We start from the raw sequence: 15626 nt of genomic DNA, 5'->3' as shown, positions 1-15626 counted from the left end.
GGCTCCAACGCCAGCGCCAGCGCCAGCGCCAAAACCAAGGCCAACGCACGGAGTCTTGTTCGAGGCGGTGCGCGTCTTCGACGGCACCGCCGAGCAGCTCACCGAGCCGATGCAGGTGTTGGTGGTCGGCAACCGCATCGTACAGCTCTCGGCGGAGCCGATCCCGCCACCAGCCGAGCTGGAGCTGACCCGCATCCAGGGCGCTGGCCGCACCTTGATGCCGGGGCTGATCGATGCGCACACCCATGTGATGTACGCCACGCTGTCGCAGCAGGCGATCCTCACCAGCGATCTCGGTTTCCTCAATGTCGCCGCGACCAAGGCGGCGGCAGACATGCTGATGCGCGGCTTCACCAGCATCCGCGATCTCGGCGGTCCGGTGTTCGGGCTCAAGCGCGGCATCGACCTGGGGCTGGTGCCGGGGCCGCGCATCTGGCCGGCAGGCGCCTTCATCTCCCAGAGCGGTGGTCATGGCGACTTCCGCTTGCCGACTGAGCTGCCGGCCGCGCCGGATGCCTTCTCGTTCAGCGAGCGGGTCGGCGCCGCGGTGATCGCCGATAGCCCCGATGCGGTGCGCAAACGCGCCCGTGAGCAGCTGGCACTCGGCGCCTCGCAGATCAAGCTGATGGCCGGTGGCGGTGTCGCGTCGAGCTACGACCCGCTCGATGTCACCCAGTACACGGTGCCGGAGCTGCGCGCTGCGGTCGAGGCGGCGGAGAACTGGGGTACCTATGTCGCCGTGCATGCCTACACGCCGCGTGCCGTGCGTCAGGCCATCGAGGCGGGTGTGGCGAGCATCGAGCACGGCCAACTGTTGGATGAGGCGACGGTGCGGCTGATCGCCGAGCAGGATCTCTGGTGGAGCCTGCAGCCGTTCATCGATGATCAGCCTTCGCCCTATGCCGAGGGTTCGATGAACCGGCGCAAGCAGCTGGCGATGTACGCCGGCACCGATCGCGCCTATTGGCTGGCCAAGCAGTTTGGCGTCAAGACCGCCTGGGGCACCGATATCCTGTTCAATGCCGAGAATGCCAAACGTCAGGGCGCCAAGCTGGCTGCGATGACGCGCTGGTATACGCCGGCCGAGGCGCTGCGCATGGCGACTGCGGACAATGCCGAGCTGTTGGCGCTCTCCGGTCCGCGCAGTCCTTACGAGGGCAAGCTGGGGGTGGTCGAGGAGGGCGCGCTGGCGGATCTGCTGCTGGTCGATGGCAATCCGCTCGAGGATCTGTCATTGGTTGCTGATCCCGCCAGCAACTTCCTGGTGATCATGAAGGATGGCTGGATCTACAAGAACAGTTTGACTAGCCCTGATCCGCCCCCGGCGAGCCCTCGGGCGGATAGTCCAGAGTCCCGGTGATGCGCTTGCGTTGGGCCTCGTCGATGTCGGGAAACGGCAGCTCATGCGCCGCAGCCCATTCGCGCACGCGCCGTTCGGCCGCCGCGCGCGCGTCGGCATCGAGCCCGCTGTCGCGAGCCATATACAGGGTCTGCGCCGGCAATGCAAAGCCGGTCCCCGCCTGCTGGATCGCCTGCATCACGCGCAGCATGATGTCTTCCTGAATGGCCAGGAATTCGGTGTAGGAGGTGGTGCGAATATAGGCGCGCAGCTCCAGCGTCAGCGCCTGGTCGCGAAAGCCGAGAAAGCGCGCGCGGATCGGGTACTCCTCGGTGTGAATCGTCATCGGGTGCGCGTGCAGCAGCTCGCGTAAGGTGGCGAGCAGATAGCGCAATTGATCGGCGCTGGTCTCGTAGCGCAGCGGTAGGCGTTGCTGCAGTAGAAAGCGCTCGCAGGCACTGAGGTTGACGATGTTGCGCTCGGCCAGATCGGCGTTCGGAATGGTGATCAGCGAGCGATCGAACTGCCGGATCTTGGTCGAGCGCAGACCGATCGCCTCGACGGTGCCGACCGGATTCCAGCCCTGACCGTGGTGCTCGTCGAACCGGCACAGGTCGCCGACGCGGATCGGCCGGTCGGCGAACAGGTTTAGCGCGCCGATGAAGTTCTCCAGCGTCGGCCGTGCGGCGAGCGCGATCGCCAGGCCACCGACCCCGGCGCCGGCGACCAGGCCATAGACCGGAATCCCGAGATCTTGGGCCGCGGCAAACAGCAGCCCCAGCACCGTGAACAGCGCAAAGACGCGCGCGACCCAGCGGATCAGGCTGGCATCGGCGCGCTCGGTATTGCGCCCTGGCGCGGCGATCAGCGCCTCGGGAATCCAGCGTGCGACCAGCAACACCAGCCAGATCAGCGCCAGCACCCGGGTCAGCTCAGCGAGGTAATCGGGCCAGGCGATCACCAGACCGGTGACCTGCACCTGGTCATCGAGAAAGCGGCGCAGCAGCGGCATCCAGAACAGCAGGGTGAGTGGTGCGCTCAGGCGTCTCAGCAAGGTGCTAGGGCGGGCATCCCAGGCACGGCGGTGCGCCCAACGCAGCACCAGCCCGAGGAGGACCAGGGTCAGCGCCAGATTGGCCACGAGCATCGCCCATTTCCACAGCACCTGGCCGGCGATAGGCCGCCGCGCCCAGTCGGGCAGGCGCTCGATCAGGTGCGGCGGTAGCATCCAGCCGGAGAAGCCGAGCGCTGTGGCGCTGAGGTCTCTGACGTTCTCGATGCGCGAGGAGCGCCGATAGGGCAGCCCCCGTGCTAGTTCGGCGTAGCTGCGGGCTGAGGCGACCGTCTCCGGGCTGAACAGGAACTCGCCCGCGCGCGGACCCTCCTCGACGCGCGCGATGACGATGCTGGTGTCCGGGAGGCGCCAGCGCGGGGGTTGGTCGGTGAGCGGACCCTCACTGGCATAATCGGCCGTCTCGGGGATCGCGTCGGCCTCGGGCAGATCGACGCGGGCGATGATCTCCCAGAGCCAGATGATGGTGGCGGTGGCGATCTCATGCTGCGCCGCCGGTGGCACGTTGCTCAGATCCATCAGTTGCTTGCCCTGCTCGACGGCGCGCAAGAAGGTCTGCTGGCGTTGCGCGCTGGGCGCCTCGCGATAGGCGGCATACTGCTCGGCGATCTGATCGGTGAGCCGGCGAAAGCTGTCGAAGGTCGCGCGTGGCGAGCTGGTGTCGGGTGGGCTGAGCAGGCTGGTGCCGGTGCCGGTGCTGGCGCGGTCGCTGGTGTTGGTGGCAAGCGCCGGTACGGTGATGGCGATGGAGAACAGCATCGCGCAGAGCATCCAGCCCAGTCTCCAGAAGCGCCTCCAGCTCAGCCAGGATGCGCGCGATTCAGGCCGACTCGGCATCGTGCCGACAGCGCCGGGTTGGCTCGGATTCACTGCCGGAAGCGCAGATCAAAAGGTCTTGCCGTCGAACCCGAACAGATGCCGTGGCGGTGAGGCGAATTCGATGTAGACCCGGTTGGAGGGGATCGCGAGCGTCTCGTCGAGCAGCTCGCAGAGTGCCGCCGAGAGCGCTGGGGTCTGGTCTTCGGGCAGCCCCAGGCTCTTTAGCTCCAGGAAGGCGAGCGGACTGGTGTCGCCGCCAAAGCACATCGCGGGGGTTGGCTCGAGGATCACCATGACATAGCGCTCCGGCTTGCCGAGCAGCTCGGCGACACGGGCGGAGGCGTGTTTGATGAGCGACTCGGTTGCTGTCGACTCAAGGGGTGCGTTGGTCTTGATGATGAGAGTGGGCATTATAGTCTCGCTGCAGTGGGTTGCTGGCTATGGGTGGCTTGCTTTAGGCGCGACTCCAATCCGTCCACGCCCGGTTCGCTTCACGTCCAGCATGGCCAGATCGGCCTGATGCAGCAAGGCATCCAGGTCCACGGGCTGGTTGGCACGCAGGCAGGTGAGGCCGATACTGGCATTCAGGCTCAGAGGCTCGCCCTGATCGTTGAGGATCTCGGCCGCCCTGATCTCCTCGAGCAGGCGTTCGGCGAGACCAAGCGCGGCTGTTCGATCTTGGCCGATGAGTACCACGAACTCATCACCGCCCCAGCGGCCAACGACGTCCTCGGCGCGGGTGACATCGCCGATATGATGACCGAAACAGTGGGTGATACGCACGAGGGTGTGTTTGTGCCTTATGAGTCGCAGCGCTCGTGTCTGCCTGGCGCGGCGCCTAATCGAGGCTTGTCTGCGCGTCAGACTGGCCCGTTGGCGCCAGCGGCACAAACTTGTTTGATCCTTTAGGCTGGCGGCGGCGACTCGGTATCCGGCACGCCGCCCTGAGTCCAGGCTGTGCAGACGCGATTGCGCCCCGACGACTTGGCGGTGTAGAGGGCATTGTCGGCCGCGGCGACGAGACTCTTGGTATCCAAGTAGTCATGGCTAGAATGGGCGACGCCGATGCTGACGCTGAGCGGGTGGCCGGAAAAACGGGCCTCGAGCATCCGTCCGCGTCGAGCGATCTCGCGGCGGATGCGCTCGGCGTAGCTGGCTACGCCCGAATCGCTGGGTGACATCAGCCCAAACAGGAATTCTTCGCCACCGTAGCGGCCCAGGAAGTCGCCGGGGCGGGTTAAGCCGCGCATGGTGTCGGCCACGATCCGCAGCACATCATCGCCGGTTTGGTGGCCGAAGGTATCGTTGAAGGCCTTAAAGTGGTCGATGTCGACCAATCCGATGCCGACATGACGCCCGGCGGAGACCTGCGCGAAGGATTCCTGCAAGAAGCGGTCGACGGCGCTGCGGTTGGGCAGCTGGGTCAGGGCGTCAACCTCCGCCTTGGCGCGCTCCACCGCGAACAAGCGGCTGCGCTCGAGTGCGATGCCAAGCTCGCCGGCGACGGCTTGGATCTCGTGCAGAATGGTGGGGGCCGGGGGCCGTTGCGCTTCAGGATCGTAGAGGCAGAGGATGCCCTGCAGCCGCCCCTGGCTCATCACCGGGATGGCGGCTGCCACGGACGCTCCGAGCATGCTCAGGAAGCGGCGATTGGGCGGGGTATCGTGGATCATCACCGCAGTGCGTTTGCGCAGGCAGTGGATCAGGTCGCCGCCGAGCCGATCGAAGACGATCTGCATGCCCGGCGGCTGCCCGCCTTGCGCTCGCTCGGGCAGCCCGTGGGTGGCGACGAAACGCCGCCGCTTGGGCTCGATCTGCATCAACAGCAGATGCGCGAGCGCGAATTCCTGCTGCAGTGCGTGCAGTGTCTGCGGCACGAAGACATCAGGGCTGAGGCTCTGGTGGGGGGCGGTGGCACTCTTGATCGGTCGACGACCGACCGGGCGGGTCGCGCCCTGGCTGGCGTTGACCAGGGCCAGCGCGGTGGTCACCACATTGGCGCGCAGTTGTAACGGGGAGGGGAAGTGCAGTCCATAGAAGGCGGCGATCTCGGTCATTTCTTGATCCGCCGCCGAGAGCAGCTCGGCGAGCCCGATCTGCTCGAGTTCGATCAGCTCGAGCACCTCAGGTGCCAGGGTCGGGCTGGTGTAGGTGCGAACCGAGCCGAGGCCCTGCGTCCAGGCGATGAAATCCGCGAGCGCGACGATGGCGACCTCTTGGGCTTGCGGCGTTTCCAGATGGCTCTCGGCGAGTCCGCAATGGTGCAGTGCTTGGACTCGGCAGACGATCCCCGGCAGCCCCCAGTTCTCGCTCACCAGCGCGCCGAGACGGTCGTGAGTGATGCCGAAGAAGAGCGCCTCATCGTCGCGTGTGGCCTTGCCGCTGGTGCCCACGGTACTGAGGAACTCGCTGTAACTGAGCTTGCCGTGCGATTCCAGGACGACTTTGCCGAGATCGTGCAGCAGGCCGGCTGCGTAGAGTTCATCGGGATGCTCGTGGCCAAGGCGCTCGGCGATGCTGCGGCTCAGGATGGCCACCAGCAGGCTGTGCTGCCAGAAGAAGAGGCGATCGAAGGCGCTCTTGGTGTCGCTCTCGATGATGCTCTCGTAGAAGAACAGATGCAGGGCCGTTTGACGCAGCGTCGATAACCCGAGCAAGGCGGCGGCGCGATGGATCGATGGAATGCGCTGGGGGAAGCCGTAGTAGGCCGAATTGACGAGCCTGAGCACCTTGGCGGCGAGTGCCGGTTCGGTCTCGATGAGCTGGGCGACCTCGGCGATGCCGGTGTCCTCCGAGCGGGTGAGCTGCAGCAGCTTGAGCGCCGCGGCGGGCGCCGGTTGCAGCGCGCTGACCGGGCAGCGGAGCGCCTGGTGGACGATCGCCTGGGTCTGCGGTGCCGCTCCTACAACATCCTCTGCCACGCTGTCCTATCCTGCCTCGGTTGGCTGTTTGGCGTGCTGCCACGATCTTGGCTGATCCTTATCATAGCCTGATGAAGACGGGAGGATGGGGCACAAAGGCTTGATGTGAATGGCGCGCCCGGCAGGATTCGAACCTGCGACCCCTGCCTTCGGAGGGCAGTACTCTATCCAGCTGAGCTACAGGCGCGTAGATGAAAAGCATAACGCGATTGCGGGCGGTCGTCCATGGCCGCTGCGTTGCCGATGTCCGCTGCATCCGACATTCCATGACTCAACTCGGTCGCGCTAGCAGCTCCTTGAGTGCCGCGAGATGCGCCTTGCCGCGCTCGCGCTGCTGCGCTTCGCTCACGGGTTCTTGGTCGACTTGGTGCAGCTCGGCGCTCGCTAGTTCCTCGAGGAAGCGGCTCGGCTCGCACAGCACCCGCTCGCCATAGCGTCGGCGATGGCGCGCGAGGCTGAAGTTGAGCCGATGGCGCGCGCGGGTGATGCCGACATAGGCCAGGCGCCGCTCCTCCTCGATGGTGTCGTCCTCGATGCTGCTGCGATGCGGCAGCAACTCTTCTTCCATGCCGACCAGGAAGACCTCCGGGAATTCGAGCCCCTTGGCCGCGTGCAGGGTCATCAGCGAGACCCGGTCGCCGCCTTCCTCTTCGTCCTGGCGCTCGAGCACGTCCATCAGCGTCAGGTGGGCGACCATTTCCGGCAGGCCGCCGTTTTGCACGGCGCCCTTGCGCAGCGCCTCGAGCCAGCCGATCAGCTCGGCGACGTTTTCGATCCGCCGCTCGGCCGCCTTCAGGCTCGAACTCGTGTCCTTGAGCCAGCCGTGATAGTCGCTCTGATGGACCAGGGCGCGCACGGCGCCGAGCGGGTCGGTGCGCGCGCGTTGCTGATAATGCGCGATCCAGCTCTTGAACTCGGCCAGGCGCCGGCGCTGGCGCTCGTTCAGGTGCTCGGCCAGGGCGAGATCGGCGCAGGCGTGAAACAGGCTGCTCTGGCGCTGGGCGGCGACCGCAGCCAGCTTCTCCAGCGTGCCCCGGCCGATCTCGCGCCGTGGCACGTTGATGATGCGCAGGAAGGCGGCGTCATCGTCTGGGTTGGCGATCAGGCGCAGATAGGCCATCACATCCTTGACCTCGGTGCGGGCGAAGAAGGCGGTGCCGCCGGAGAGGAAGTAGGGGATGTTCAAGGCCCGCAGCGCCTTCTCGAAGGGGCGCGCCTGGTGGTTGCCGCGATAGAGGATGGCGTAGTCGCCATAGGCGCGGTCCTTGATCTGATGGCCGTGCAGGATCTCGCTGGCGACGCGCTCGGCCTCGTGGGTCTCGTCGCGGCACTGCAGCACGCGCGCGCGCTCGCCGGGTCCGAGCGCGCTCCAGAGCTGTTTCTCGAACAGGTGCGGGTTGTTGGCGATCAGACCATTGGCGAGATTCAGGATGCGCCCGGAGGAGCGGTAGTTTTGCTCCAGCATGATCACCTTGAGCAGCGGGAAGTCGTCCTTCAGGCGCGCGAGGTTCTCCGGCCGTGCGCCGCGCCAGGCATAGATGGATTGATCATCATCACCGACCACGGTGAAGGCACCATCGGGGCCGACCAGCAGTTTGACCAGCTCATACTGGGCGTTGTTGGTGTCCTGATACTCGTCGACCAGCAGATGCCGGATGCGCCCTTGCCAATACTCGCGCACGGCGGGTACCTCGCGCAGCAGCTGCACCGGGCGCAGGATCAGGTCGTCGAAGTCGACCGCGTTGTAGGCGGCCAGGCTGCGCTCGTAGCGGGCATAGAGCCGCGCCAGGTCGGCCTCGAACGCATCCTCGGCCAGACGCTCGGCGCGCGCGGGGTCGATCAGGCCGTTCTTCCAGTGCGAGATGCGCGTCAGCGCCGCCGCCGGGCTGGTGGCCTCGCTCAGATCCGCCTCGCGCAGATGCTCTTTCAGGATCTGCTCGCCGTCCTGCGGGTCGACCAGCGAGAAGCCCGGGCGCAGCGCGCTGTGGGCGATCTCGCGCCGCAGCAGCTCGAGGCCGAAGGTGTGGAAGGTCGAAACCCGCAGTCCATGCCCGGCGCGGCCCTTGACCAGCTGACCGACGCGCGTCTTCATCTCGCGCGCGGCCTTGTTGGTGAAGGTCAGCGCGACGATGGCGCGCGCCGCGACCCCGCGCTCGCCGATCAGGTGCGCGATCTTGTGCGTGATCACCCGGGTCTTGCCGGAGCCGGCGCAGGCGATCACCAGCAGCGGGCCTTGGCAGTCGCGCACGGCCTCGATCTGCCGTGGGTTGAGGCCTTTCATCAGGGACTCCAATGGGGTTGAGGGTGAGGCGGCAACCGGGTTGGGCGTCGGGCCGGGCCGCACGCTACACTAGGCGTTTGCATGTTGTATCGAGGTCGAGGCCCATGCCAGCGTTCGCATCCTTCCCGATCCCCGCCCGTCATGGCCTCGCGGCCCTGCTGTTGCTCACGTTGGCGTTTGCGCCGGTCGCGTCGCTCGCGCAAGGCGGCGGCTTCTTGTCCGCGCCCGAGGTGCCCTCGATCCCCGGCCCCTACGCCGGCGATAGCGCCAGCGCCCCCGAGGTCACCATCACCGAGACCGATGAAGGCACCGTCTACGAATATCGGGTCAAGGGGCAAGTCTACATGGTCAAGGTCGAGCCCAGCGTCGGGCCACCGTATTTTCTGCTCGATACCAATGGCGACGGCACCCTCGATGTCGAGGAACGCCGCGCGCCCTCGGATCTCGCGGTTCCGCAATGGCTGCTGTTCAGTTGGTAGTGAGCGCAGCGAGGGCAAGCGCATGAGCCGTGCATCCGCCCCCGGCGTGGCGCATGCCTTGGCGCGTCACCTGCCGCGGCTGGCCGACGGGCTGGACTGGGTCAACCGCGCGGTCGGCACGGCGGTGGCCTGGTTGGCGCTGGCGATGGTGCTGGTCACCTTCATCGTCGTCGTGCTGCGCTATGGGTTCGACGCGGGCTCGATCGCGCTGCAGGAGTCGATCACCTATATGCACGCGACCCTGTTCATGCTCGGCGTCGCCTACACGCTGCGGCAGGACGCGCATGTGCGGGTGGATATCCTCTACCAGCGTTTCACGCGGCGTGGGCGCGCCTGGGTCGATCTGCTTGGTACCCTGTTCCTGCTGACGCCGGTCTGCGTGTTCCTGTTCATCGCCTCTTGGGAGTACGTGGCCGATGCCTGGTCGGTGCGCGAGGGCTCGCGCGAGGCGGGTGGTCTTCCAGGCGTCTGGCTGTTGAAGACGCTGCTGCTGGTGATGCCGGTGTTGATGCTGCTGCAAGGGCTGATCTGGGTGCTGCGCAATGGATTGTTCATCGCCGGCTTCGAGACCGAGGCGGTGGATCAGCCGCCAGTCGACCAGGCGCCTGACTCGCTGTCGCGCGACGACGACGAGCCAAACGCTCGGCGGGAGTCCCGTACCAATGGCTGAACTGATGCCGATCCTGCTGGTGCTGGCCGTCGGTATCGTCCTGCTGCTCGGATACCCGGTGGCGCTGTCGCTGGGCGGCACCGCGTTGGCGATGGCCCTGATCGGCGAATGGTTCGGTTACTTTGATCCCGCCTTCATCGCGGCGCTGCCGAATCGGGTCTATGGCGTGATGACCAACGAGACCCTGATCGCCGTGCCGCTGTTCGTGTTCATGGGAGTGATGCTGGAGCGCTCGCGCGTGGCCGAGCATCTGCTCGACACCATGGCGCTGTTGTTCGGCCCGATGCGCGGCGGACTCGGCATCTCGGTGACCGTGGTCGGCATGCTGCTTGCCGCGAGCACCGGCATCGTCGGCGCCACCGTGGTCACCATGGGACTGTTGTCCCTGCCGACCATGCTCAAGCGCCATTACGACCCGAGCGTGGCGGCGGGTACGATCTGTGCCTCGGGCACCCTGGGGCAGATCATCCCGCCGTCGATCGTGCTGGTGCTGCTCGGCGATGTGCTCTCCTCGGCCTATCAGCAGGCGCAGCTCGACATGGGCATCTTCTCGCCGGAGACGGTCTCGGTGGGGGATCTGTTCGTGGGGGCGCTGATCCCGGGATTGATGCTGGTGGCCGGCTATATCGCCTACATGCTGGGCGTGGCGGTGTTTCGCCCACAGGCGGTGCCGGCCATCCCGGCGGCGGAGCGGCCCCGGCACGATGCGCGTTTCTGGCTGCGGGTGCTCCAGGTGCTGCTGCCACCGCTGACGCTGATCGTTGCCGTGCTGGGCTCGATCCTCTATGGCATCGCGACGCCGACCGAGGCGGCCTCGGTCGGCGCGGTGGGGGCCTTGCTGCTCGCCGCCTCGCATCGGCAACTGGGCGTTGAGACCCTGTTCGCGGTGGTGCGTCAGACCACCATCGTGACCAGCATGGTGTTCCTGATCTTCATCGGGGCGGCAATCTTCTCGCTGGTCTTCCGCGGCTTCGGCGGCGACGAGCTGGTGACCGAGTTCTTGAGCGATCTGCCGGGCGGCACGGTCGGCGCGGTGGCGCTGGTGATGCTAGTGCTGTTCCTGCTCGGGTTCATCCTCGACTTCATCGAGATCACCTTCGTCGTCGTGCCCATCGTTGGCCCGGTCTTGCTGGCGATGGGGTTGGACCCGGTCTGGCTCGGGGTGATGATCGCGATCAACCTGCAGACCTCGTTCCTGACCCCACCGTTCGGCTTTTCGCTGTTCTATCTGCGCGGGGTCGCGCCACCGGCGTTGCGTACCAGCCAGATCTACTGGGGGGTCGCGCCGTTCATCCTGATCCAACTGCTGATGCTGGCACTGCTGGCGCTGTTTCCGGCGCTCGCGACCTGGCTGCCACATCAGGTCTATCAGTAGCGCGCCTCACGAGCGGTTTACGGGCGGTACTCGTCGCTGTCCATGTGCTACGCCAGCTAGTCCTCGCGGAAGGCGACGCTGATGCGGTCGCTGATCGGACGGATCAGGTACTCGAAGAAGGTGCGCTCGCCGGTCTTGATCATCACCGTGGCTGGCATGCCGGGTAGCAGGGTCTTGTCCTCGAGTTCCTTGAGCGACTCGGGCGGCACCCGCACGCGGGCGAGAAAATAATCCTGATCCGTTTTCTGATCCGTCATCCGATCGGCTGAGACGGTCAGCACTTCCCCGGTAACGGTCGGCGTGGTGCTGGCGTTGAAGGCGGTGAAGCGGATATCGGCCTCGAGACCGGGAAAGACCTGATCGATGTCCGTCGGCGAGACGCGCGCCTCGATCAGCAGCGGCTCGTCGGCCGGGATCAGATCGAGCACCTTGTCGCCCGGGCGCAGCACGCCGCCGATGGTGTGGGTCTGCAGATCGACCACGGCCCCGCTCGCGGGCGAGCGGATTTCTGTGCGCTCGAGCCGCGCGGAGAGCGCGCGCAGGCGTTCCTCGCGGTCGCTGAGTTCGGTCTCGACCTCACGCAACTGCTCGACCACCTCGCTGACGAAGCGGCGCTTGATCTGCGCGATCTCGAGTTCGGTCTCGCCGATCTGCACGCGGGTCGAGGCGATGGTTGAACGCCGCTCGGCCTGCTCGCCGAGCAGCTCGGCCTGTTGACGTTCGGCCTCGCGCAGCCGGCTCTTGTCGCCGAGCTGGCGATCGAACAGGCTGGTCAGCGCGTCGATCTCTTCCTGATAGAGCTTGGCGCGGCGCTTGTTGGCCTCGAGCACATCCTCGACCCCGGCGATGCGCTCTTGCAACTGCTCGATGCGCTGCTCGAGGACGCTGATCTCGCCCTCGCGCGCCTGGCGCCGGGCCTCGAACACGCGTTTCTGACCGGATTGCGCCATCAGTAGGCGCGGATCATCCATCTTGATACCGCCAAAAAGTCGAACGGGGAACTGGGGCTGCTCAAGCCCATCACGCTCGGCGATCAGGCGCGCCTCCTCGGCCGCCAGGGCGATGAGCTGGCCGCGCTCCATCTCGAGCTGGGCGCGCGTCTCGCGATCGTCGAGGCGGACCAGCAACTGATCGGCCTCGACCTTATCGCCCTCGCGCACGAAGATCTCGGCGACGATGCCGCCGTCGAGGTGTTGCACGGTCTTGCGCGCGCCCTCCACGGTGACCACGCCGGGGGCAACGGCGGCACTACTGATCGGGGCGAGCGCGGCCCAGGTCAGGAAGCCGCCGAGCCCAAGCAACAGGATGAGCAGGCCGAGCAGGCGCGCGCCGCGGTCGGTGGTGGGCACGGCGGGCGTTTGCGGCTCGACGACGCGGGTCGAAGGGGCGTTGATCTCCAAGGCGATTGACTCTCCCGGGAAGGGCGTTGTGTAAAGGAATTGGCGAAGCACGCGCGGCGGCGCGCGTCTTCACAAAACGGGTTAGACGGCTGGTTTAGGCGCAGAGGCCTAGGCCGTTGGGGTCGTGACTGTCGGGGCTGCTGGTGCCGAGCCGCCGCCGCCATCTCCGCGTAAGGCCTTCGTGGGCGCTTGGCGGGGCACCGACTTCGGCCGCGCAAACTGCGCCAGCACCTCATCACGCGCACCGAAGGCCTTGATCGTGCCCTCGCTGATGACCATCACCTTCTCGACCGCATGCAGCACATTGGGTCGGTGGGTGATCAGCAGCAGGGTGCTGCCAGCCTTTTTCAGCGCCGTGATCGCGCTCACCAGTGCCGCCTCGCCCTGATCATCCAGGTTCGAGTTGGGTTCGTCGAGCACCACCAGCACCGGCTGACCATAGAGTGCGCGTGCCAGCCCAATGCGCTGGCGCTGGCCAGCCGAGAGCACCGTACCGCCGGCACCGATCTGGGTGTCGTAGCCCTCGGGCAACTGCAGGATCATCTCGTGTACGCCGGCGCGTTGCGCGGCGTTGACCACGGCGTTCGGGTCCACTTGGCCGAAACGGGCGATGTTCTCGTTCACCGACCCCTCGACCAGCTCGACATCCTGCGGCAGATAGCCGATGTAGGGGCCGAGCGCCTCACGGTTCCAGGTTGAGATGTCGGCGCCGTCGAGGCGCACATAACCGCCCATCGTCGGCCACACACCGAGGATGACACGCGCCAGGGTCGATTTACCGGCCGCGCTCGGGCCGATGATGCCGACGCTCTCACCGGGGTTGATCTCCAGGCTGATGCGTCGCAGCACCGGCACGCGCACCTGCGGCGGGGCGGCGATCACCTCTTCGAGCGTGAGGCGCCCACTCGGCGCCGGCAGGCTCATGCCGAAGGTCCGCTCCGGGACATCGTTGAGCAACGCGCGCAGGCGCTCGTAGGCGCTGCGTGCGCTGAGGAAGCCGCGCCAAGAGCCGATCAGCATATCCAGCGGCGCGAGCGCGCGGCCCATGAGGATGGAGCCGGCGATCATCATACCGGGGGTGATGATGTTCTGGATCGCCAGATAGGCACCAACGCCGAGGATCAGCGATTGGAGCATGACGCGCAGCGCCTTACTACTGTTGGTCAGCGTGCCGGCGCGGTCACTGGCCTGGCTCTGCAGCTGCAGGACTTCGGAGTGGCGGCTCAGCCAACGCCGATGCACGTTGCCGAGCATGCCCATGGCCTCGATGGCCTCGCCGTTGCGCAGATTGCCCTCGATGAAGTTGGAATTGGCCACCGCCATGCGGTTGGCCTCGCCGAGTGGGCGCTGCGTGCTCAGTTCGTTGGCTACCGCAAGCCCGATCAGGATCACCGCGCCGCCAACCGCAACCCAGCCGATGAGCGGATGCAGCAGGAACAGCACTGCCATGTAGACCGGCACCCAGGGCACATCGAAGAAGGCGAACAGCCCACGGCCGGTGAGGAATTGGCGCAATGTGGTCAGATCGTTGATCGGCTGCGCCCCGGTGCGCCGACCCTGGCGCACGCCGGACTCGAACATCGCCGAGAAGAGGCGCTCGTTCATGTGCATATCGAGCCGACTGCTGACGCGCACCAGAATGCGCGTGCGCACCATCTCGAGCGCGCCCATGATGGCGTAGAGGCCGACCACCAGCAGTGTCAGCATCAGCAGGGTCTCGACACTGCTGCTGGCGAGCACCCGGTCGTAGACCTGGAGCATGTAGAGCGCTGGCACCAGCATGAGCAGGTTGATGAACATGCTGAACAGGCCGGCATACAGAAACGAGCCGCGACTGGCCTTGAGCGCGGCTTTGAGTTCGTCCTGAGGTTTAATGGGGGTACGCACGGCGTTCTCGTCCCGATCGCTTTGGGTAATCCCCTAGTCTACGATACCAAGACCCAGTCCGCATAGGCGGCGAGGCGCGGCGGTCCCTCATTGATTGAAGTCGAATTGCAACTCCGACTGCCCGCCAAAGAAGTCACCAAGATCCTCGCGCGGGGCTTGGCGCTCGAGCTGGCGCGCGCGTGTTTGCAGCGCCGGCAGTTGATGGGTGCTGACCATCTGCGCATAGGCCAGCGCCAGGGCGCCTTGGCGGTGCAGCTCGGCCAGGGGCTCGGCATCGAGTTTGGCCAGCGCGGTCTCGTCGACCCGTTGTAGCCCGCGCAGGGGCTGATCCTGTTCATCCTCGATCGTCCAGGGGATGAGCAGGCCCGCCGTCTCCAGGGCCGCCACCGCCTGCTCGGTGCGCGCCAGGTGCTGCGCGAGCTGGCCGAGGAACTGAAAGATCTCCTCCACCGCCGGGCTCATGCGCTCGCCGTCGAGGAACGCCTGATCCCCGTCCGGCCCCACCCAGGGGCTATCGATATCCACGCAGAGCACGCGCTGATGCGCCTCGCCCTTCTCGGGCGGCGGTGGCAGCAGCCGGAACGGATGAGAACGCAGCAACGCCGGCGTGTAGCCGGCCAACCAAGCCTGGCGCGCGTCCAGGCAATGATTGACGCCTTCGCGCAGACCGGTAAGCGCGCACAGCAGGCGCTTACCCTGGGCATCGCGTGCGAAGGCCAGCGGCAGATGGGCGGCGGCCGCACTCACCTCCGGCGCCGCCACCGGCGTGAGATGCACGCCGAGCGTGTGCCGATAATCGCGAAAACGCTGCCACCTCAGCTCGCCGAAGCGTTGCGGACTGAGAGGGATATAACGGCTCATGAGGGGCCTCCGGTGAGCAAAAAGGTGTCCATCAGGATGCCAGAGTCTAACGTTCAACCGCCGCGGTTCCAAACGTCTTGCGCAGACTTCAGCGGCTAGTGCAGCCCTGTTAAATACCTGAGACCGTTCCCAGATAGTAGCGTTGTCATTCTCATCATTCACATCGCGACTGACCGGAGGTTCTTACCGATGCCGCGCTGTAGCGCTGCCCCCATTCACGTGTCCGACAAAGACGCTCGCGCCCTGGAGGAACTGGAGCGCCGACACACCGCGCTCCAAGGATTGGTCAAACGCGCCCAGATCATCCTCCTTGCCGCGCGCGGGCGGCGTAGACGCTGTCCATGACCGCCTTGAGGCACGTGTTAACCGCCTCCCCAAAGGCGCGGGCTTGGCGCTCCAGGCTCTCCTCTAAGCCGCGGGCTTTGCGCTGCACATGCGCCAGACAGCGCAGGCGGTTGTCAACGTCACGATAGGCCCAGTAGCCATCGCTCATCAGCCAGCCGTTGAACAGCGGGCCGAGCA

The 15626-nt window shown here is 66.2% G+C and carries 13 protein-coding genes and 1 tRNA gene; 4 read left to right on the top strand and 10 right to left on the bottom strand.

Annotated elements, in window-relative coordinates; all coding sequences use genetic code 11:
* Window positions 1-67 precede the first annotated feature (67 nt).
* Entirely contained in the window at window positions 68-1360 is a 1293-nt protein-coding gene (locus CCR82_RS06840; protein ID WP_338073123.1) for a metal-dependent hydrolase family protein, read from the top strand.
* Here CCR82_RS06840 and CCR82_RS06835 read toward each other — a convergent pair.
* The 6 genes from CCR82_RS06835 to CCR82_RS06810 form a co-directional block, all read right to left on the bottom strand.
* Window positions 1305-3170, bottom strand: a complete 1866-nt coding sequence (locus CCR82_RS06835) for a mechanosensitive ion channel family protein (RefSeq protein ID WP_201244651.1) — start codon at window positions 3168-3170, stop codon at window positions 1305-1307. The two genes, CCR82_RS06840 and CCR82_RS06835, sit on opposite strands and share 56 nt — an antisense overlap.
* 126 nt (window positions 3171-3296) lie before the next feature.
* Entirely contained in the window at window positions 3297-3641 is a 345-nt protein-coding gene (locus CCR82_RS06830; RefSeq protein ID WP_201244650.1) for a phenylpyruvate tautomerase MIF-related protein, read from the bottom strand.
* A 27-nt stretch (window positions 3642-3668) separates the two neighbouring features.
* The gene (locus tag CCR82_RS06825) at window positions 3669-4013 is read right to left on the bottom strand and encodes a diguanylate cyclase (protein WP_201244649.1); all 345 of its coding nucleotides are present in this window, start codon (window positions 4011-4013) and stop codon (window positions 3669-3671) included.
* Between the two features lie 122 nt (window positions 4014-4135).
* On the bottom strand, window positions 4136-6151 hold the full coding sequence (locus tag CCR82_RS06820; RefSeq protein ID WP_338073122.1) for a sensor domain-containing diguanylate cyclase: 2016 nt from the start codon (window positions 6149-6151) through the stop codon (window positions 4136-4138).
* 110 nt (window positions 6152-6261) lie between these two features.
* Window positions 6262-6338 (bottom strand) — tRNA-Arg (locus CCR82_RS06815).
* 84 nt (window positions 6339-6422) lie between these two features.
* Entirely contained in the window at window positions 6423-8432 is a 2010-nt protein-coding gene (locus tag CCR82_RS06810) for a UvrD-helicase domain-containing protein (RefSeq protein WP_201244648.1), read from the bottom strand.
* Window positions 8433-8536: 104 nt separating this feature from the next.
* On the opposite strand from CCR82_RS06810, the gene CCR82_RS06805 reads away from it, so the two are divergent.
* The 3 genes from CCR82_RS06805 to CCR82_RS06795 are packed head-to-tail and all read left to right on the top strand — an operon-like array spanning window position 8537 to window position 10956.
* Entirely contained in the window at window positions 8537-8911 is a 375-nt protein-coding gene (locus tag CCR82_RS06805; protein WP_201244647.1) for a DUF2782 domain-containing protein, read from the top strand.
* A 22-nt stretch (window positions 8912-8933) separates the two neighbouring features.
* Window positions 8934-9581: a TRAP transporter small permease subunit gene (locus CCR82_RS06800; protein WP_201244646.1), complete on the top strand. Its 648-nt coding sequence runs from the start codon at window positions 8934-8936 to the stop codon at window positions 9579-9581.
* Window positions 9574-10956, top strand: coding sequence for a TRAP transporter large permease (locus CCR82_RS06795; protein ID WP_201244645.1), 1383 nt, complete (start codon window positions 9574-9576; stop codon window positions 10954-10956). The genes CCR82_RS06800 and CCR82_RS06795 overlap by 8 nt, the downstream gene beginning before the upstream one ends.
* A gap of 56 nt (window positions 10957-11012) precedes the next feature.
* On the opposite strand, the gene CCR82_RS06790 is transcribed toward CCR82_RS06795, so the two are convergent.
* From CCR82_RS06790 to CCR82_RS06775, 4 genes are all read right to left on the bottom strand, one after another.
* Window positions 11013-12356, bottom strand: a complete 1344-nt coding sequence (locus CCR82_RS06790) for an HlyD family type I secretion periplasmic adaptor subunit (RefSeq protein ID WP_201244644.1) — start codon at window positions 12354-12356, stop codon at window positions 11013-11015.
* 108 nt (window positions 12357-12464) lie between these two features.
* The gene (locus tag CCR82_RS06785) at window positions 12465-14243 is read right to left on the bottom strand and encodes a type I secretion system permease/ATPase (RefSeq protein WP_338073121.1); all 1779 of its coding nucleotides are present in this window, start codon (window positions 14241-14243) and stop codon (window positions 12465-12467) included.
* Window positions 14244-14330: 87 nt separating this feature from the next.
* Complete coding sequence (locus CCR82_RS06780) at window positions 14331-15104, bottom strand: SapC family protein (protein ID WP_201244643.1); 774 nt, start codon at window positions 15102-15104, stop codon at window positions 14331-14333.
* A 301-nt stretch (window positions 15105-15405) separates the two neighbouring features.
* The coding region (locus tag CCR82_RS06775; RefSeq protein WP_201244642.1) for an IS66 family transposase at window positions 15406-15626 on the bottom strand (221 nt) is incomplete at its 5' end.

It is taken from the genome of Halochromatium salexigens, assembly GCF_016653295.1.
GTDB classification, from domain to species: Bacteria; Pseudomonadota; Gammaproteobacteria; order Chromatiales; family Chromatiaceae; genus Lamprobacter; species Lamprobacter salexigens.
Note: the sequence above shows the minus strand (reverse complement) of the source record. Positions and strands in the feature narration are given on the sequence as shown.

Excerpts from the sequence above, each read along its gene's own strand:
- CCR82_RS06835 (WP_201244651.1), bottom strand. The coding sequence starts at position 3,170 with ATGCTGTTCTCCATCGCCATCACCGTACCGGCGCTTGCCACCAACACC.
- CCR82_RS06830 (WP_201244650.1), bottom strand. The coding sequence starts at position 3,641 with ATGCCCACTCTCATCATCAAGACCAACGCACCCCTTGAGTCGACAGCA.
- CCR82_RS06810 (WP_201244648.1), bottom strand. The coding sequence starts at position 8,432 with ATGAAAGGCCTCAACCCACGGCAGATCGAGGCCGTGCGCGACTGCCAA.
- CCR82_RS06805 (WP_201244647.1), top strand. The coding sequence starts at position 8,537 with ATGCCAGCGTTCGCATCCTTCCCGATCCCCGCCCGTCATGGCCTCGCG.
- CCR82_RS06800 (WP_201244646.1), top strand. The coding sequence starts at position 8,934 with ATGAGCCGTGCATCCGCCCCCGGCGTGGCGCATGCCTTGGCGCGTCAC.
- CCR82_RS06795 (WP_201244645.1), top strand. The coding sequence starts at position 9,574 with ATGGCTGAACTGATGCCGATCCTGCTGGTGCTGGCCGTCGGTATCGTC.
- CCR82_RS06780 (WP_201244643.1), bottom strand. The coding sequence starts at position 15,104 with ATGAGCCGTTATATCCCTCTCAGTCCGCAACGCTTCGGCGAGCTGAGG.